The organism is Kitasatospora sp. NPDC004669 (genome assembly GCF_040609455.1).
Lineage (GTDB): Bacteria > Actinomycetota > Actinomycetes > Streptomycetales > Streptomycetaceae > Kitasatospora.
This window is the reverse complement of sequence record NZ_JBEXKB010000038.1, coordinates 1-17,952: the sequence shown is the minus strand read 5'-3', so window position 1 is coordinate 17,952 and position 17,952 is coordinate 1. Positions and strand designations below refer to the sequence as shown.

At 73.3% G+C, this 17,952-nt stretch carries 13 protein-coding genes, 1 tRNA gene and 1 other RNA gene; 6 read left to right on the top strand and 9 right to left on the bottom strand.

Annotated elements, in window-relative coordinates:
* Nucleotides 1-31 precede the first annotated feature (31 nt).
* From ABZW30_RS27815 to lanL, 4 genes are all read right to left on the bottom strand, one after another.
* A complete protein-coding gene (locus ABZW30_RS27815; RefSeq protein ID WP_355673934.1) occupies nucleotides 32-1,687 on the bottom strand; it encodes an ABC transporter ATP-binding protein in 1,656 nt (551 codons plus the stop codon).
* A gap of 124 nt (nucleotides 1,688-1,811) precedes the next feature.
* Nucleotides 1,812-1,955, bottom strand: a complete 144-nt coding sequence (locus ABZW30_RS27810) for a VenA family class IV lanthipeptide (RefSeq protein WP_157882160.1) — start codon at nucleotides 1,953-1,955, stop codon at nucleotides 1,812-1,814.
* A 140-nt stretch (nucleotides 1,956-2,095) separates the two neighbouring features.
* On the bottom strand, nucleotides 2,096-4,087 hold the full coding sequence (locus tag ABZW30_RS27805; RefSeq protein WP_355673933.1) for an alpha/beta fold hydrolase: 1,992 nt from the start codon (nucleotides 4,085-4,087) through the stop codon (nucleotides 2,096-2,098).
* Nucleotides 4,084-7,029, bottom strand: a complete 2,946-nt coding sequence (gene lanL, locus ABZW30_RS27800; protein ID WP_355673932.1) for a class IV lanthionine synthetase LanL — start codon at nucleotides 7,027-7,029, stop codon at nucleotides 4,084-4,086. The genes ABZW30_RS27805 and lanL overlap by 4 nt, the downstream gene beginning before the upstream one ends.
* 542 nt (nucleotides 7,030-7,571) lie before the next feature.
* Between lanL and ABZW30_RS27795 the strand changes: the two genes are divergently transcribed.
* Genes ABZW30_RS27795 through ABZW30_RS27785 form a run of 3 tightly spaced genes read left to right on the top strand, consistent with a single transcriptional unit; the run spans nucleotide 7,572 to nucleotide 10,313 of the window.
* Nucleotides 7,572-8,408 carry a Nif3-like dinuclear metal center hexameric protein gene (locus ABZW30_RS27795; RefSeq protein ID WP_355673931.1) on the top strand — a complete coding sequence of 279 codons (837 nt, stop codon included), beginning with the start codon at nucleotides 7,572-7,574 and terminating at the stop codon, nucleotides 8,406-8,408.
* A 23-nt stretch (nucleotides 8,409-8,431) separates the two neighbouring features.
* Nucleotides 8,432-9,175 carry a C4-type zinc ribbon domain-containing protein gene (locus ABZW30_RS27790; protein WP_355673930.1) on the top strand — a complete coding sequence of 248 codons (744 nt, stop codon included), beginning with the start codon at nucleotides 8,432-8,434 and terminating at the stop codon, nucleotides 9,173-9,175.
* Between the two features lie 4 nt (nucleotides 9,176-9,179).
* Nucleotides 9,180-10,313 carry a bifunctional RNase H/acid phosphatase gene (locus ABZW30_RS27785; RefSeq protein ID WP_355673929.1) on the top strand — a complete coding sequence of 378 codons (1,134 nt, stop codon included), beginning with the start codon at nucleotides 9,180-9,182 and terminating at the stop codon, nucleotides 10,311-10,313.
* A 56-nt stretch (nucleotides 10,314-10,369) separates the two neighbouring features.
* On the opposite strand, the gene yaaA is transcribed toward ABZW30_RS27785, so the two are convergent.
* Nucleotides 10,370-11,155, bottom strand: coding sequence for a peroxide stress protein YaaA (gene yaaA / locus ABZW30_RS27780; protein WP_355673928.1), 786 nt, complete (start codon nucleotides 11,153-11,155; stop codon nucleotides 10,370-10,372).
* A 10-nt stretch (nucleotides 11,156-11,165) separates the two neighbouring features.
* On the bottom strand, nucleotides 11,166-11,618 hold the full coding sequence (locus tag ABZW30_RS27775) for a DUF3995 domain-containing protein (RefSeq protein ID WP_355673927.1): 453 nt from the start codon (nucleotides 11,616-11,618) through the stop codon (nucleotides 11,166-11,168).
* 394 nt (nucleotides 11,619-12,012) lie between these two features.
* Between ABZW30_RS27775 and ABZW30_RS27770 the strand changes: the two genes are divergently transcribed.
* On the top strand, nucleotides 12,013-13,506 hold the full coding sequence (locus ABZW30_RS27770; protein WP_355673926.1) for an MFS transporter: 1,494 nt from the start codon (nucleotides 12,013-12,015) through the stop codon (nucleotides 13,504-13,506).
* 13 nt (nucleotides 13,507-13,519) lie between these two features.
* Nucleotides 13,520-13,917: RNase P RNA component class A (gene rnpB / locus ABZW30_RS27765), an RNA gene on the top strand.
* Nucleotides 13,918-14,606: 689 nt separating this feature from the next.
* On the opposite strand, the gene ABZW30_RS27760 is transcribed toward rnpB, so the two are convergent.
* A complete protein-coding gene (locus ABZW30_RS27760) occupies nucleotides 14,607-14,837 on the bottom strand; it encodes a hypothetical protein (RefSeq protein ID WP_355673925.1) in 231 nt (76 codons plus the stop codon).
* A 35-nt stretch (nucleotides 14,838-14,872) separates the two neighbouring features.
* Entirely contained in the window at nucleotides 14,873-16,699 is a 1,827-nt protein-coding gene (locus ABZW30_RS27755) for a helicase-related protein (RefSeq protein WP_355673924.1), read from the bottom strand.
* 306 nt (nucleotides 16,700-17,005) lie between these two features.
* Between ABZW30_RS27755 and ABZW30_RS27750 the strand changes: the two genes are divergently transcribed.
* Nucleotides 17,006-17,079 (top strand) — tRNA-Met (locus ABZW30_RS27750).
* A gap of 231 nt (nucleotides 17,080-17,310) precedes the next feature.
* Here ABZW30_RS27750 and ABZW30_RS27745 read toward each other — a convergent pair.
* A partial coding sequence (locus ABZW30_RS27745; RefSeq protein WP_355673923.1) for an ABC transporter ATP-binding protein occupies nucleotides 17,311-17,952 on the bottom strand: 642 nt, incomplete at its 5' end.

The following is a 17,952-nucleotide window of genomic DNA, read 5'->3' as shown; positions in this document are numbered from 1 at the left end:
CTGTACGGCGTGGGAAGGGGCGCACCGGAACTCAGGCCGTCGCTGCCTGCAGCGCCGTGTCCGACAGGGCCGCGCGGTAATCGGGGTGGGGCAGGAGAGAGGTGTGGGGGGCCAGGGCGCGGAGGCGGCCGGCGTCCAGCCAGGCGACGAGGTCGGCGCGGGCGGCGATGGTGGCGCGGTGGGCGATGACCAGGCGGGTGCGGCCGTGGGTGGCGTGGTCGAGGGCTTGGGTGACCTGGTGTTCGGTGGCGAGGTCCAGGCCCGAGGTGGCGTCGTCGAGGATGACGACCCGGGTGGGGCGGGCCAGGAGGCGGGCGAGGCCGAGGCGTTGCAGTTCGCCGCCGGAGAGCCGGAGGTCGTCCAGCGGTGTGTCCCACCCCAGGGGCAGTCGCCGCAGGAAGTCGTCCGCCCGGGCGGCGGCCGCCTCGGCCGGTCCGGCGCCGGCCAGCGCGTCGCGGACCGTACGGCCGACCAGCGCGGGCCGGGCGAAGGCGTAGCCGACCGCCTGCCGCAGCTCGTCGGCCGACAGGCTGCTCACCGGGACGCCGTCGATCAGCACCGTGCCCTCGTCGGGGTCGCGCAGCCGTCCGGGCAGCGCCGCCAGCAGGGACTTGCCGGAGCCGGAGCGCCCGACCAGGGCGACCGTCTGGCCGCCGGGGACGGTGAGGTCGAGCGGACCGAGCAGTACCCGGTCGCCGTCGCGCACCACCACGCCCCGGAGCGAGACCTCCCCGGGCCTGCCGGCCGGGAGCGTCGCCGTACCGCTGGGCGCGGGCGCGAGCGCCAGCAGTTCGTCCACCCGGGCCTGCCCGGCGCGTGCGTGGGCGACCCCGACCAGCGCCTCGACCTGCTCGAACAGTCCCGCGCCGAGCGCCGCCCAGCCCGCCGCCGCGGCGAGCGCGCCGGGGGCGAGGGCGCCGTCCGCGAGCAGGGCCCCGGCGGTGGTGAGCACCGCGACCTCGATCAGGGCGATCAGCAGGGTCGCCTGCCAGGCGGTGCGTCGCTGGGCCGCCCAGAGTGCGTGTCCGGCGGCGGAGAGTTCCGGCAGCGGCGCCAGCACCCGGGCGGCCTCGCGCTGTTCGGCGCGCGCCGCGTGGATGCTGCGCAGCCCGGCGAGGGCGCCGCTGAGCCGGCCGGCGATGTCGGCCTGCACCTCCTGGTAGCGGGCGAAGACCGGCCCGGCCTGGCACAGGAAGAGCCGGATCAGCAGGACTCCGGGCACCACGCCCGCGAAGAAGGCGAGCGCCAGCCACGGCGACAGCACCGCGAGCCCGACGATCGCGCCGACCGAGGTGAGCAGTGCGGTGGCGGCGCCGAGAGCGGCGGGCAGCCGGCCGCCCGCGTCGCCCGCCGAGCCCAGCAGTCGGGCGGAGAGGTCGCCGGGCGGCGGCCCGCCGTGCAGTCGGCCGCCCGGCCCGAGGGCGAGCAGGTGGCGGAGCAGGCGTCCGCGCAGGGCGGCGGTGGCCTCGGCGGAGCAGGCCGGTCCGGCGGCCGCGGCGGTGGCGTTGGCGGCGGCCGCCGCGCCCAGGACGCCGGCGAGCAGCAGGAGCGCGTCGGGCCCGGACCGGTGGCCGAGGACGGCGTCGACGGCCCCGGCGAGCACGGCGGGCAGGGCGAGGGTGGTGCCGGCCTCGACCGGCAGGGCGATGCCGAGGGCGAGGGTCCAGCCGGTGGGGCGGCGGGGCAAGTCGTGCCTCCCGTCGGGGGATTGGAAACAGTGGGAGAAGACGGGTGCCGCCCCCGCCTGTCCGGACAGGCGGGGACGGCACCCGGCGGCTACCGCCCGATCGGCCGGTGGCCGAGCCGACGGCTCAGCTGTTGGTGAAGATCAGGCAGGTCAGGATGAGACAGGTGTACTGGCAGCCGCTGCCGTGGCCGGTCAGCTCGACGGACTCGGTCTCCGGCAGGTCCTGCAGTGCCGCGAGGTCGGTCTCGAAGTCCACCATGTTCTCCATGATCGGGTCCTCCCCTTGAGTTCACGCCCGCCGCGATCTGCCTGCGGGCGTCTGGTGTTGACCCCGGGCGGCCTCCATCCGCCGCACCGGGGGTGATGCCCCGGACCGCACTGGGCCCGGGAGTCCGTGGAAAGCCGGGATCAGCCCGGTCGGCCGGTCCGCAGGAACGCGGCCAGCAGCTCGTGCAGCACGGCGGCGCCCTCCTCGGCCAGCACCTCGTGCCCGGAACCGGCCGCCTCGACGTACCGGAAGTCCACCCCCTCGACCCGACCGATCCGCAGCAACTCATGCCGCAGCGACCGGGATTGGCTCACCGGCACGACCTCGTCCCGGTTGCCGTGCACCACCAGCAGCGGCGCGCTCAGCCGGTGCGCCAGCTGCAGCACGTCGCGTGGGCCACGGGCGTCCGCGATCGGCTCGCCGCCGCCCAGCCGGGTGGTCAACGCCCGTACGGGGGGCGCCGCTTCGGCGAGCAGCCGGGCACCGGACAGGAACGGGGCGACCACCGCGCAGCGGGCGACCTGCTCGGCCGGCGCGTGCGCGGCCGCCAGCAGGGCCAGGAACGCGCCGTAGCTGACCCCGAACAGTGCGGGCGGTTCCAGGCCGAGCGCCGCGCGCTGGCCGGCGATGCCCTCCAGCAGGTACAGCACGTCGTCCAGGTCGGGCCCGCCCCAGGCGCCCCGGATGGCCAGCGCGTGCGGCACCCCGTAGCCGGTGGAGCCGCGCTGGTTGGGCGCGACCACCGCCAGGCCCTCGGCGGCCATCCGCTGCAACGCCGGGTCGAACTCCAGCCGCCAGGCGTCCGCGGGGCCGCCGTGCAGCGCCAGCACCAGGTGCGGGCTGCTCAGCCAGGAGTCCCCGCCGTACACCACGGCCTCCAACGGGCCGGCCGGGCCCGCGAGTTCGAGGCTCTGCGCGGGCTGCCAGCGGCCGCCGTCGCCGGGCGGCGTGCTGCCGTCGAGGCGCCAACCGGCGGGCGGGGTGTGGGCGGAGCGCAGCCCGCCGGGCTGCCAGGGCAGCACGGTGTCCCGCCACGGGCCGGGCAACCCCGAGCCCAGCGGCGCGAGTTGGAGCGGAAGCGGCATCGGGCCCGAGCCGGCCGGGACCGGGCCGTGCGCCAGCAGGGCGTCCAGGTCCAGGGTGGCCAGGGCCGCCGGGTGGTCGGGCGAGGAGTACGGGATCCGCAGCCCCGCCTCGCCCCAGTGCCCGACCGCGCCGAGCCGCCCGGGCGGCACCGGCAGCGGGTCCAGCCGGCTGACGGCGGGCCGCCACAGGGCGAGCGCCGACCCGGCGCCGTGGTCGATCTGCACCGCGACCCGGGGGCCGTCCGCCGCCTGCCGCAGCGCGACCGGCCGCAGGAACATGCCCGCGACGTGCAGGCGTTCCGGGAACCGCAGCGGCTCGCCGCCGCCCAGCACGCCCCAGCCGAGCCGGTCGACGCCCGGCGCGTCGCTGCGCACCATCGCGAAGCGGCTGTCCGGGTCGAACAGCACCAGCCGGTCGTTGCTGCGCTCGCCGATCTCCAGCAGCGGCGTGGTGGTCCCGCTGCGCAGGTCCAGCGCCACGCTGCGGACCAACCCGCCGGCCACCCGGTCCAGCGCGAGCAGCGCGCCCGCGTGGTCCAGCCAGACGCCTCCGCCGTGCAGACCGGGGATCTCGGCGACCTGTACGGGCTCGCTGCCGTCCGACCGGACCAGCCAGGCGGTGGTCGTCGGACGGGTGTCGGTGCCGAGCGCGAGCGCCACCGGTGTGCGCGGACCGGCGCCGGGCGACACCGGGAGCGGCAGCAGGCGCAGTCCGGGCATCCGGAGCGAGGCCAACTGCTGCTCGAAGGCGGCGTTCTCGCCGTGCGAGAGGCGGACGAGGTCGTGTCGCTCGCCGTCGTGCCGGCAGATCAGCACCGAGCCGTCGGGCAGCGCGATCAGCTGCGAGCGCAGGTTCTCCGAGCGGTTGCCGGACAGCGGCAGCGGGGTCGGCGCGGCCGGTTCGCCGTTCGTCGGGAGTCGCCAACTCTCCACGTACCAGCCGCTGTCGGCGGTCGCTGCCAGGCAGGCCGCGTGGCTGCCGTCGGCGGAGAAGGCGAAGCTGAGCCGCCGCAGGGCCTGGGTGGTGGTGCGGGTGGCCACGTTCATGCCTCGCTCACCCCGCCCGCGCCGGAGGGGATTCGGCGCCGGGTGGGCGGGGCGGGGTCGAGCCAGAGCCGGGGGCCGCCGTGGCGCAGTCGGAGCAGGAAGGCCAGCGGGCCCGCGGTGCCGGTGCCGTAGGCGGTGGCGCAGCCGGTGCCGGTCTCGTCGGGGAGTGCCAGCAGGCCGTTGCGCAGGGCGGCTCGGGTGGCGGTCAACTGACCCAACTCCTCGGCGCCGTTGCGGAATTCGTGCTCGTCGGTGGCCTCGGCGAGGTCCAGCAGGTACTCGCCGTCGCCGGCCAGTCCGTGGCAGGCGCTCACCCCGCTGTGCCAGCGCCCGGCCAGTACGGCCCGCCCGGCGGCGCGGGCGAGGTCGAGGGTGGCGGCGTCGCCGGTGGCCCGCCAGAGCCGGAGCAGGAAGCTGCCCGCACCGGAGGAGCCGCTGCACCAGTGGGAGAGCCGGATGTGCTCGGGGTCGGCCGCGCTCTGCGGCCACCAGGCGGTCCGCCGGTCGACGCCCCACCGTACGGTCGCGGCGAGCGTCCGCCCGGCGTCGACGGCGGCGCCGAGTGCGTCGGCGCGCAGGGTCTGGTCCTCGACGGCTGCGGCGGCGGCGAGGAGGAAGGCGCCCACGCCCGCCGCGCCGTGCGCGAAGCCCAGGTGGGTGATCCCGGCGAGCGCCGAGTCGAAGTCCGCCGGCACCGGCCAGACCGTCCCGTACGACTCCTGTCGTGCGGCGGTCAGCAGGGCGCGGGCGCAGCCGGCGGCCCGGGGGAGGAAGTCCTCCCCGAAACCCTCCCCGAAACCCTCCCCGAAACCCTCCCCGAAACCCGCCCCGAAACCCGCGCCGATGCCGGCCTGGAAGTCCTCGGCCCCGAAGTCCTCGGCGGCGAAGCGGAGTTGGGTGAACCCGGCGCCCGCCGCGCCGTGGCACACATCGGGGTTGGGCCACTCGACGGCGACCCGGCGGGCGAGTCCGGCCGCCCGCTCCGCCAACCCGGCGTCGCCCAGCGCGCCCGCGGCGTCCAGCAGCGCCCACGCCGTCCCCGACCGCCCGAAGTGCAGCCCGGGCAGTACCACCGGCTCGGCCGCGATCCGCCGTTCGATCCAGTCCGCGGCGGTACGGGCCGTGCGCGCGGCCTCCGCCCGTACCTCCTCCGGCAGCCCGTCGGCCGCCGCGGCCCGGGCCAGAACGGCGAGCACGCCCGCGGCGCCGTGCTGCACGTTGCACGGGTCCGTCCGCTCCCCGGCGGGGACGACGGGCCAGAGCCGGTCGGGCCGCTCGGGCGTCGCGGAGGCGGCGAGGTGTCGCAGGCCGTCGCGCAGCAGACGGTCGAGGGTCGGGCCGTCGCTGTGCCGGGGCGCGGGGCCCGCGTGCTGCCGGGCGGCGGTCTGCCAGAGCGGGGCGACGCCGGCGGAAGCGGTGCCGCGCAGCGCCGCCCGAACCCGCGCCACCCCCCACCGCTGCCCGGGCTCCTCCGCCCGCAGCCCCAGCACCAACGGCGCCAGCCGCCGCGCCGTCGCACCCGTGCGGGCCGCGAGGGCGAGCCAGCGCCCGAGACGCCCGGCGACCGGCCGCGCCTGCGGCAGGTCCTCCGGCAGCAGCGGGTCGTGCCCGGTCGCGAGCAGGAAGAGCAGCCCGCCGAGTGCGTACAGGTCCACGGCCGGGTCGGCGACACAGGAGCCGGCGAGGGCGAGCCGCCCCTGTTCCGGGGCGCGGTAGCCGGGGGTGCCGGCCGAGCCCGCCCGGTGGCCGGTCTCGGCGGCGAGTTCGAGGTCGACCAGCCGCAGGCCGCCGTCCGGGCGGACCATCACATTGCCGGGGGAGAGGTCGCGCAGCACCAGCCCCTGGGCGTGCACCCGCTCGACCAGGTCGAGCAGCCCGTGCACCACCGGCTCGGCCTCGGCCCAGTCCACGTCCGGGCTGCCGTCGCGCCGCAGCCGGGCCGCGACCCAGGTGCCCAGCGGCTGTCCGGCGATTCGTTCCTGCACCAGGAAGACGGAGTCGTCCTGCTCGATCAGTTCGACGGCGCGCGGCGCCAGCTCCTGCCCGTCCAGGCGGGCGAGCAGCGCGGCCTCGTGCCGCAGCGCGTCGCGAGCGTCCGTCCCGGCGCGGTCGACCTCGATGTGGGCGCGGGCCTGCTTGACCACGACCTCCGCGCCGCTGGCCGCCTCCCGCCCGAGGAACACGCCGCCCTTGGCGCCGTGCCGTGCGGCGGCGGTCACCGCGTACCGCCCGGCCAGCAACACCCCGCCCTTCCGGCGGCCCGCGACGACGGCGGCCGCAGGGGCGGTGGGCACGGTGAACGGGTCCCGCACCCACCCCGGCGCCCGGTACGACCCGCCGCGCACGTCCTCGGCCCGCTCCCCGGCGGGCCCGCGCAGCACCGACCGGTACTCCCCGTCGTTGCCCAGCTCCGCCCGCGACGCGAACGCGCCGTACCGGTAGTGCACCCGGCTGCCCGGCCGGTACGGCCGGTCGGAGAGCACCACAGGGCCCGGCAGCCCGGCCGTGGCCCGGTCCAGTTCGGCCGCCAGCCGCTGGAACTGGGCGTCGTCCACCGGGTAGACGGTGATGAACTTGCCTGCCGAACCCCGGTCGCTGTTACGGGAGTTGAGCTCGTGCAGCCGCTCCTCCCCGGCGGCGAACTTGAAGCTGCACGGGTCCGCGGCGAGCACCCGCACCACCGCCGCGAGCACCTCCCCGCCCACCACCGACGCCGCGCTCACATGAAGCTTCCACCCCTGCTCCGGTAGGGGCGATGACGCGGACGGCCTGGCCGTGCACCAGAAGCCACCGACGGTGACGTCCCAGCCGCCGTCGCCTCCCCGGCTGCCGGCACCGGCCAGCGCCGCCCGCGTCGTCTCCGGCCACGAGCCGGCCGCACCCGGCCCGCGCCCCGCCGATCCCCGGTCCCCGGCCGTACGCAGCGATGTGCCCGCCCTCATTCGCCGCCACATCCCTTCGTCTCGGCCGTCCCGCCGCGGGTGCCGCTGCTCGGCACCCGCGGCACCACGGCCCGGCTTGATCGGTTTCCTCGGAATGAACGGGAGCGCCTCGACAGGCAGGAACGCCACATCCCTGTGTTCCGCCATCGGTCCGGTCGCACCAGGACTTGATCCGGCGGACCCCTTCTCGACCCCCGGCTCGCCAAGGGCCGGGGCGACTGGGGCAACTCCCGTTCGCAGGGATGAAGTTAGTTTCGAGAAAACCGAAGCCTCAACGCAGACCCGGTCACTTCACTCGTAAGGGTGATCCGTAGGCGGTTTCGAATTTGTGCGAGGGTCCTGTTGTGCGCCACGAGCGCCCGGCGCGCGGGCCCGCACGGCTCGTGCGGGCCCGCACGAGCGTCCCACCGCAGGTTGACACGCCTCCGTGTCGGGTTGACGCGCATCCGTACGCCCACGGCACCCGCGTCCGAACACCGACGGAGTCGACCCCCCGAACGGCCGAGGCCCGACCGCACCCGCGCGCACGGTAGTCTCGACAGGTGCCGAAACTGTCCGACGTCATCACCGCGCTCGAAGAGGTCTACCCGCCGCAGTGGGCGGAGTCCTGGGACGCCGTCGGCCTGGTCTGCGGGGACCCTCAGGCCGAGGTCCGCCGCGTGCTGTTCGCCGTCGACCCCGTCCAGGCGGTCGTCGACGAGGCCGTGGAGTGGGGCGCCGACCTCGTCGTCACCCACCACCCCCTCTACCTGCGCGGCACCACCAGCGTCGCCGCCACCACCTTCAAGGGCCGGGTGGTGCACACGCTGATCACCAACGGCATCGCGCTGCACGTCGCCCACACCAACGCCGACCACGCCGACCCCGGCGTCTCGGACGCGCTCGCCGAGGCGGTCGGCCTGCGGGTCACCGGCCCGCTGGTGCCGGACCCGACCGACCCGCTGGGCCGCCGCGGCACCGGCCGGATCGGCCTGCTGGAACCCCCGCTGGCCCTGTCCGCCTTCGCCGCGCAGGTCGCCAGGGGCCTGCCCGCCACCGCCGCCGGGGTGCGCGTCTCCGGCGACCCGAACCGGCTGGTCAGCCGGGTCGCGGTGTGCGGCGGCTCGGGCGACAGCCTCTTCGCCGACGTACGGGCGGCCGGCGTGGACGCCTACGTGACCGCCGACCTGCGCCACCACCCGGCGTCCGAGGCCACCGAGGCCGCGCCGGTCGCGCTGATCGACGCCGCCCACTGGGCCACCGAGTGGCCCTGGCTCGCCCTGGCCGAGCGCGCCCTGCTGGCCGCCGCCGACCAGTGCGGCTGGGCCGTGGAGACCAAGGTCTCCCACCGGGTCACCGACCCGTGGACCGCGCACGCCCCCATGTCCTTCACCGCCTGACCCGATTCACAGGAGCTTTCCGCTTGAACGCCGCGCCCGCCGACCAGATCCGCCTGCTCGACCTCCAGGCCATCGACTCGAAGCTCGACCAGCTGGCCCACCGGCGCCGGAGTCTGCCGGAGCACGCCGAGATCGAGAAGGCCAAGGCCGACCACACCGCCCTCAAGGACCTCGTCGTCGCCGCCGAGGCCCAGAAGGGCGACACCGCCCGCGAGCTGACCAAGGCCGAGCAGGACGTCGAGCAGGTCCGCTCCCGCGCCGCCCGCAACCAGCAGCGCCTGGACTCCGGCGCGATCACCTCGCCGAAGGACCTGGAGAACCTCCAGCACGAGATCGGCTCGCTGGCCAAGCGCCAGGGCGACCTGGAGGAGGTCGTGCTGGAGATCATGGAGCGCCAGGAGTCCGCCCAGACCCGGGTCGAGGAGCTGAGCGCCCGCCTGGAGCACTCCACCGTGGTCCTCACCGAGGCCGAGGGCCGCCGCGACGCCGCCTTCGCCGAGATCGACGGCGAGGCCGACAAGGTCAAGCGCGACCGCGAGACCGTGGCCGCCGTCATCCCGGCCGACCTGCTGAAGCTGTACGCCAAGCTGCGCGAGACCCAGGGCGGCGTCGGCGCGGCCCGCCTCTACCAGCGCCGCTGCGAGGGCTGCCGCACCGAGTTCTCGATCACCGAGCTGAACGCCATCAAGGCCGAGCCGGCCGACAAGGTCGTCCGCTGCGAGAACTGCTCGCGGATCCTGGTCCGCACCGCCGACTCGGGCGTCTGAGCCGGTGCCGTCGCGCTTCATCGTCGAGGCGGACGGCGGGTCCCGGGGCAACCCGGGGCCGGCCGGCTACGGCGCGGTGGTCCGGGACGGAGACACCGGGCAGCTCGTCGCCGAGGCCGCCGAGTTCATCGGCCACGCCACCAACAACGTGGCCGAGTACCGGGGACTGATCGCCGGCCTCAAGGCGGCCCGTGAGCTCGACCCGGACGCCTCGGTGGACGTCCGGATGGACTCCAAGCTGGTCGTCGAGCAGATGTCCGGGCGCTGGAAGATCAAGCACCCCGACATGCAGCCGCTCGCCGCCGAGGCGCGCACGGTCTTCCCGCGCGGCCGGGTCACCTACACCTGGATCCCGCGCGAGCGGAACAAGGACGCCGACCGGCTGGCCAACGAGGCGATGGACGCCGGCCAGGCCGGCCGCCGGTGGGAGCCGAAGCCCGAGGCCGCGGTCGTCGTCGAGCCGCCGCTGGAGACCCCCGCCCCCAAGGCCGGCTGGGCCGCCCTCGCCGACCTCGGCACCCCCACCACCTTCGTCCTGCTGCGCCACGGCGAGACCCCGCTCACCCCGGAGAAGCGCTTCTCCGGCAGCGGCGGTACCGACCCGGAGCTCTCCGACAAGGGCCGCTGGCAGGCCGAGCGGGCCGCCGAGGCGCTGGCCGCGCGCGGCAGCATCCAGGCGGTGGTCGCCTCCCCGATGCTCCGCACCCGGCAGACCGCCGAGACCGTCGCCGCCCGGCTCGGTCTGGAGGTCCGCTACGAGGACGGGCTGCGTGAGGTCGACTTCGGCGACTGGGAGGGCCTGACCTTCGGCGAGGTGCAGGAGCGCTACCCGGAGGACCTGGCCGCCTGGCTCGGCTCCGCCAAGGTCAAGCCGACCGGCAGCGGCGAGAGCTTCACCACGCTCACCCACCGGGCCGGTGTCGCCCGGGACAAGATCCTCACCCGGTACGCGGGGAAGACCGTACTGGTGGTCTCGCACGTCAGCCCGATCAAGACCCTGATCCGGCTGGCGCTCGGCGCCCCGCCGGACTCGATGTACCGGATGGAGCTGTCCGCCGCCTCGATCTGCGCCGTCCAGTACTACGCGGACGGCAACGCCTCGCTGCGGCTGCTCAACGACACCTCGCACCTGCGCTGACGTCCGTGGGCGGGCCCGGCGGCCCGCCCACACATCCCGGGAGCACGCCCGCACGCTCAGTGCACGTCGGCGACCACCACGTCCAGCTGCCACGGCTTGCGCGCCGTGCCCTCCGCCGCCAACTCGACCCGGTGGCCCAGCCCCAGCAGCGCGTCCATCAGCTCACCCGGCGTCTTCGGCTCGGCCCCGGTGACCAGCAGGTCCCGGACGAGCCGGCCCTTGGTCGCCTTGTTGAAGTGGCTGACCACCGTGCGCTTGCCGCCCCGCTCCTGCAGTACCCGGACGGTCGCGGTACGGGAGGCCACTTCGCCGACCGGCTTCCAGGCCGCCGCGTACGCGGAGCTGCGCAGGTCCAGCACCAGCCCGTCCGCCGCCTCCGGCAGCACGGAGGCCATCGCGCCCCGCCAGTACGCGCCGAGCGCCCCCGGCCCCGGGAGCTTCACGCCCATCGAGCAGCGGTAGGACGGGATCCGGTCCGAGATCCGTACCGCGCCCCACAGGCCGGAGAACACCAGCAGCGAACGTTCGGCCCGGTCGTACGCGGCGGCGTCCAGGGTGGCCAGGCCCAGGTTGTCGAACAGCACCCCGGTGTACACCTCGGCCGCCGGACGGGCACCCGCCGTCGGCAGACCGGCGTTCTTGGCGATCTCGCCGCGCAGACCGGGGGTGAGGCCCAGTACCTCGGCCGCGGTGTCCTCGTCGCCCCGGCAGAGGCCGACCAGCGCGTCCAGCACCGCGCCGCGCGCCGCCGTCAGCCCCGGCAGCGACAGCCGGTCGAGCGCGACCGGCTCGCCGTCCCCGGACCCGGCCTTGCCTTCCGAGGGCGGCAACAGCACCAGCACAGCGGACTCCTCAACAGTTTGTGGCGGACGAACCCCGCCACCCTACTGCGGCCGCTCCGGCTCCCAGTGCCACACAGAGGGGCGAGTAGTACCGCACGTTCAGCCGCCGGAACCGCTCGGTGCGCTCACTCACCCGCCCGAACACCACCGGCCCGCCCACCCCGCGCGCCAACAGCACCCCGGCCACCGTCCGCACCCCGGCCCGCCGCACCCGCTCCGGCCCCACCTTCGGCAGCACCCCGGCCTCCGCCCCCACCAGGTACGCGGCCGTCCCCAGCAGCCCCGCCACCGCGACGCACGCCGCCGCAGGTGGCACTCCGTCACCCGCCCCGACCACGGCGTCCGCGAACTCCTCCGGTGTCCGCAACGGCCACGGCGTCACCGCCCACACCGCGTGCAGCACCCCGGTCACCCCCAGGCCCGCCGCCACCACACCCCCGGCGACCCGCACCGCACCACCCATCACCCGAACCCCCTTCGCGCACGCCCACTCGCCCCCACCCTACGAGCGCTTACACCGCCCCCGACGGCCGCGCGCCCGGTCGGCGATCCGGCGGGAGCGCCCGACGTTCACCACTACGGTGAGCAGCGAGGAGAGCGAGCGAGGCGACCGTGCGCCCCCCTGGACCTGGTGCCCGGTGACGGCGACGCCGTGGAGGAGTCCCCGTCCGTGCGACTGCCCGCGGGCCTGCCGGCGCAGACCCGGCGGGCGCTGGAGTCCGCCGTACGGGCGGCTGCCGAGGCCGTGACGGCCGGGCGGGTACGGGTGACCGGGGCGCCCGCCGGGTCGGACACCCGCCACCCGGACGGTCCGATTCGTAGCCCCTGGCCCGCCCCGGAGGTGGGAGGATCGGTCCGTGTCCCATGCCGCCTCACTCGCCGCCCCCGCCGACGGCCGGCGCCGCCGTCTGCTCGTCCTCGCGATCTGTTGCATGAGCCTGTTCATCGTCGGCCTGGACAACACCGTGGTGAACATCGCCCTGCCGGTGATCCAGAAGGACCTGGACGCCCCGGCCTCCGGGCTGCAGTGGATCATCGACGCCTACACCCTGGTGCTGGCCTCGCTGCTGATGCTGTTCGGCTCGGTGGCCGACCGCTTCGGCCGCCGCCGGGTGTTCCGGATCGGGCTGACCTGCTTCGCGCTCGGCTCGCTGCTGTGCAGCCTGGCGCCGAGCCTGGAGTGGCTGGTGGCGTTCCGGGCGCTGCAGGCGGTGGGCGGCTCGATGCTCAACCCGGTGGCGATGTCGATCATCACCAACACCTTCACCGACCCCGGCGAGCGGGCCCGGGCGATCGGCGTCTGGGGCGGCGTGGTCGGCATCTCGATGGCGCTCGGCCCGCTGCTGGGCGGCTTCCTGGTGGACGGCGCCGGCTGGCCCTCGATCTTCCTGATCAACGTCCCGGTGGCGCTGGCCGCCATACTGCTGACCGTCCGCCACGTCCCCGAGTCGCGCGCGCCGAGGCCGCGCCGGCTGGACCCGGTGGGCCAGCTGCTGATGATCGTCCTGCTGGGCTGCGGGACCGCCGCGATCATCGAGGGCCCGGGCAACGGCTGGACCTCCCCGCTGATCCTCGCCCTCGCCGCCGCGGCGGTGGCCGCGCTGATCGCCTTCCCGCTCTGGGAACGGCGGGTGGCCGAGCCGCTGGTGGACCCGCGGTTCTTCGCCAGCGCCCCGTTCACCGGTGCCACCGTCACCGCGGTCTGCGCCTTCGCCGCGCTCGGCGGCTTCCTCTTCCTCAACACCCTCTACCTGCAGGACGTCCGGCACTACGGTCCGGTCGAGGCGGGCCTGTGGACGCTGCCGATGGCCGGGCTGATGCTGGTCTGCGCGCCGCTGTCCGGACGGATCGTCGGCAGCCGGGGCCCGCGCCTGCCGCTGGCCGTGGCCGGGACCTGCCTCGCCGCGAGCGGCCTGCTGCTCACCCGGCTGACCGCCGACTCCCCGCCGACGCTGCTGCTGGTCGCGTACGCGCTGTTCGGCTTCGGCTTCGGCATGGTCAACCCGCCGATCACCAACGCGGCGGTCTCCGGCATGCCGCGCGCCCAGGCGGGCGTGGCCGCCGCGGTCGCCTCGACCAGCCGCCAGGTGGGCCAGTCGCTGGGGGTGGCGGTGATCGGTACGGTCGTCACCTCGGCGGTGGTCGGCCCGGTGGCCACCGGTTTCGCCCCGGCCAGCCACGCCGGCTGGTGGATCCTGGTCGGCCTCGGCGCCGTGATCCTCGCCCTCGGCCTGCTCACCACCACCGCCTGGGCCACCGGGACCGCCGCCCGGGTGGCCGCCCGCCTCGGCGCCGAGCCGCCCGCGGCCCGGTCCGGTGTACGGGAGGCTCCGCCCGAGCGGCTACGATGACCACTACGGCGGAAGAGCCGGCCGGGCGGTCGCGACGGGTCCCTGACCCGCCGAGGAACGTCCGGGCTCCACAGAGCAGGGTGGTGGGTAACGCCCACCCGGGGTGACCCGCGGGACAGTGCCACAGAAAGCAGACCGCCCACCGCTTCGGCGCGTGGGTAAGGGTGAAACGGTGGTGTAAGAGACCACCAGCGACCGGGGTGACCCGGCCGGCTAGGTAAACCCCACCTGGAGCAAGGTCAAGATCGGTGCCCTCGGGCACCGTGCGCGGACGTTTGAAGGCTGCTCGCCCGAGTCCGCGGGTGGACCGCACGAGGCTGTCGGCAACGGCAGCCCTAGATGGATGGCCGCCTCCCCGGGCCGCGCAAGCAACCCGGGAGACAGAACCCGGCGTACAGGCCGGCTCCATCCGCCGTACCAGGGGCTTTGCCCCCGGAAGGGCCTCTGACCTGCGTCGGAGGCCCTTTCCGATCTTTCGGGGGCTTGCCGTGTTACGCGGCGAAAAGTCCCTCGGATGTCCCTCGGACGGCGCTGAAAGTCCCTGAAAAGTCCCACGAGATGATCTTGGCCATCGGATGGCGCCTGCTGCCCGAATCGCTGCAGGCGGCTCGCGAGAAGTCCAAGGTCACAGCCGTAGTGACCTGACTTTATGAGGGCCGGGCCCCCTTCCGCGCACGGCCCGGCGATTCCTATCGTCCGGGTGTATACATGATCGGAAAGGAGACCCGGCAAGGTCTGTCTAGGTCGGGATCGACGTGCATCGTAACCGGTCCCAGATCGCCGTTGTCGACCAAAACGGCGCGGTGCAGGTCAACCGGAACGTCCCCAACGGGATCGAGACGGCGCTCGGCGTGATCGGGTACCCGCCGATCGGTAACCCTGGGCGTTGGAGGCCGCCTACGGCTGGGGCTGGCTGGTCGAACTCCTCGAGGGCTACGGCTGCGAACCCCACCTGGTCCACTTGCTGCGGTGCGAGGCGATCGCCTCCGCCAGGCCGAAGAACAACAAGGTCGATGCCGCCCACCCTGGGCCAGCTGCTGCGGGCCGACCTACTCCCGGAGGCGTGGATCGCTCCGCTGGACGTGCGCCAGCAGCGCGCCCTACTCCGCCATCACTTCCAGCTCGAGCGCCTGCGCACCTTGCGTAACCGGATCCACGCGGTCCTCGCCGATTTCGGCCATGCCCGCGACGGCGGATGCTTCAGCGCCCCAGGCCGCGCTTGGCTGCAGGAACTGGTTCTGCCGGACGCGTCCCGCCGCGCCGTCTACGACGCGGCCTCGCCCGCATGCCGACTGGCCGCCGCACACCTCACTCGAAGAGGCGACCGGCAAGTCGCCTTTCCTGAGCTGGATTTCTCAGACGCCCTCTATGATGCCTCACTCATTGCTTCGACAAGGAGAGCACGAAGAGCTGGCGCTCCGAAGGTCAGCAGCTCCATATCGCTATCGGCGTTGTCTGCCACCGAGCGGTCGAAGGTAACATTTCGCCGCTTGGTGCCAAGTAGCGGCTGCTCACCTCCATCTACTGGAAAGCTCATCACGGAGCAAGCTCCAGCCAGCTCGAGACTGTATACCCCCAACTGTCCTGGGACCGGGGTAAGTCGTGGTCCGGTGAGGGGATTTCGGGTGAGTATCTCGTGTATGTCCTCCAGGGTGATCACTGGCTCCAGTTGCGGTGGTGATTCAGGGTCAGGTTCTACCAGGTCTGATAGGCGAACGGAGGCAGACGTCGCCAAGGTGACCTGGTCGTGGATTGCGTTGACCTGGCGGGTGATCTCCTCCTGCTGGTGGCCTGGTTCGCTCATTGCCGCGCTTCGGATGGCCTCCTCGGTGGCAGCAAGGACGGGTTGAGCATCGCCGACGATGTGGATGAAGTCGCCGAAATCTCCCTTGATGCCCTCGTAGACGCGCTGCTCGACCGTGTCGGCGTAGAAGTAGTTGCTGATGCTCACTACGGGATACGACGCGTTGATTCGATCCACGCGGCCGATGCGCTGCTCGACCCGCATGAGGTTCCAGGGCACGTCGTAGTTGATCAGTCGGCCGCAGGTCTGGAGATTGAGTCCTTCGCTCATGGAATCCGTTCCGATGAGGACGCGGATTTCCTTGTCTCGGAACCGGGACTTGAGCTCGGCCTTCGAGATTGTCTGCCAGGTGTCGCTCGCGGGGGCGTACACCTCCCCGCCTCGGCCTGAGTAGGTGGCGATCCGCCCGTACACAGCTGCGAGGTGTTCTCGCAGGAAGTCCATTGTGTCCGTGTACTGCGTGAAGATCACGACCGAGTCGTATGAGCTCCACGTCTCGTTCAGGTCCTCGATGAGCTGCTTGAGCTTGGAGTCCTCGCCGCGGCGGTAACCGAGGTCGTCGATGAAGCGGCGCAGTTCTGCCAGTTCTGCCCCCAGCAGCTCACCCCGTACGTTCAGGTCGACGACTTCGAAGAGTGCGTCGTCTTCGGTGCTGAGGCGGTCGTCTTCGTCCAGGAGGTCTTGGAGGGCGGCGCCTGCGCTGAGCACCTCGAGGCGGCGCTGGAGCGAGGTGCGGATCGCGTGGAAGGAGCTGGTGAGACGGCGTCGGTAGACGGTCATGATGAAGCCAAGCGCCTGGCTGTGCTGATCACCCTGGTAGGCGTTGTAGTGGCGACGGATGTAGTCGTCGATCCGTTGGTAAAGTTCCTTTTCCGGTGTTGTCATGGGGATGAACTCGTCGTTGACCTCCCTCTGGGGAATGACAACATCAGCTTTGAGAATGCCGAGTTCTTGATAGCGGCGCATGGTTTGTCTGGTCGTGCGGAAGACCCGGTCGCGCATGGGGGTGTGGGCGCTGAGCCACTCCCCTGCTGCTGCGGTCTGTTCGAGAGACCAACGGCGGACCATGCTCGAGGTGAGCGGGCGACTGTGCATCTTGACGATTGCGCCAGCCTTGGCGAAGCTCAGCTGGTCCTTGATGCGCTGTTCGAGGCGGACGTCCCGTCGCGTTGCCAGGTCGCCCTTCTCAAAATAGTCGGTCAACAGCTTGTGGAGGAAGAGCCAGTCCCTCTTGTCAGGATCCTCCTGCAAGTTGGTGTAGTAGCGCTGGAAGTCTGCCGCGCTGCGGCCCCACCCCCCGGGCAGGCCGAAGAGTTCTATGAGGTCCCATGCCTCGTGCGGGGACATCTGCATCGGGGTGGCCGAGGCCAGGTAGAGCGCTTGCCACATTCGCCTCTCCTTCATCTCCTGCAACAGGGAGAGAAGCGCATTAGGCGATGCGTCGGGCCGTGAACCACGGCGGCGCGCATGGTGCGCCTCGTCGACGAAGACGATGTCCCAGGGGCCGGCTTCGAACAGCTCGTGGCGTCGGTCCCGGCGTCGGGCCAAGTGGCTGGAAGCCAGGACGACGGGGAAGGCTTCCTTCGAGGCCCGGCTCCTCCTGCACCTCCTGCTCGGCCAGGGGTGGAATGCCGACGAGATCGCGAAAGTCGATTGGGCCGATCCGGGTCGGTGCCGTACAGTTCACCGTACCGACGCGGGGTGGAGCAGCTCGGTAGCTCGCTGGGCTCATAACCCAGAGGTCGCAGGTTCAAATCCTGTCCCCGCTACTCAGACGTGAAGGCCCGGTATCCACCGGGCCTTCACTGCGTGTGGGCCGGTTCGGACCTGGTTCTTGGCGAACAGGGCACCGAGGTCGCAGAACGCGTCAACGTGCTGGGCTGCACCGTAGCCGCACGCCGCCCCGGCAATCTGCCTCCACGACCCGGGGCAGGTCGTTGAGTCAGTGCTCATGATCACCCGGATTTGCTCGGACAGTGCTCATGATCAGCCGACGGTGCTCACGGAATCGCGGACCCTACACGTGGGACGGTGGTGCTGTACTGGGCGGCTTGGAGGAGGTAGGACTCGCGGTAGCGGGTGGCCGGCTCCTGGGCCATCAGTTCGGCGTGCGTGCCCTGCTCGATCAGGCGGCCGTGGTCGAGGACGACGATGTGGTCGGCCTTGGCGGTGGCGCCGAGGCGGTGGGTGATGAGGATGACGGTGACGCCGAGGCCGGTGAGCTGGCGGATCTGCTCGAACGTCTCGACTTCGGTTTCGGGGTCCATGGCGGAGGTCGGTTCGTCGACGACCACGAGGGCGGGAAGCCGGCCGTGGGCGTCGGGGGTGGTCAGCCGCAGATGGGTGCGGCCGAGGGCGACCTTCTGCCACTGGCCGCCGGACAGGCCGACCCCGCCTTCGAAGCCCTTGGCGATCAGGGTGCCCCAGCCGCGGGGCAGTTCCTCGATCACCGGGTTGAGGTCGGCGTAGTCGGCGGCGGCTTCCAGCTGCTGTTGGCCGCAGGCGACTTCGGGGCGGCCGAGGAGCAGGTTGGCGCGCAGCGTGAACGACCAGCGCTGGAAGTTCTGTGCGAGCAGGGCGACGCTGCTGAAGAGCTGGTGGCGGTCGGCGGTTGCGGTGTCGATGCCGTCCCACCGGACGCG

Coding starts and splice junctions, on each gene's coding strand:
- ABZW30_RS27810 (WP_157882160.1), bottom strand. CDS start 1,955: ATGGAGAACATGGTGGACTTCGAGACCGACCTCGCGGCACTGCAGGAC.
- ABZW30_RS27805 (WP_355673933.1), bottom strand. CDS start 4,087: ATGAACGTGGCCACCCGCACCACCACCCAGGCCCTGCGGCGGCTCAGC.
- lanL (WP_355673932.1), bottom strand. CDS start 7,029: ATGAGGGCGGGCACATCGCTGCGTACGGCCGGGGACCGGGGATCGGCG.
- ABZW30_RS27775 (WP_355673927.1), bottom strand. CDS start 11,618: ATGGGTGGTGCGGTGCGGGTCGCCGGGGGTGTGGTGGCGGCGGGCCTG.
- ABZW30_RS27755 (WP_355673924.1), bottom strand. CDS start 16,699: ATGTGGCAAGCGCTCTACCTGGCCTCGGCCACCCCGATGCAGATGTCC.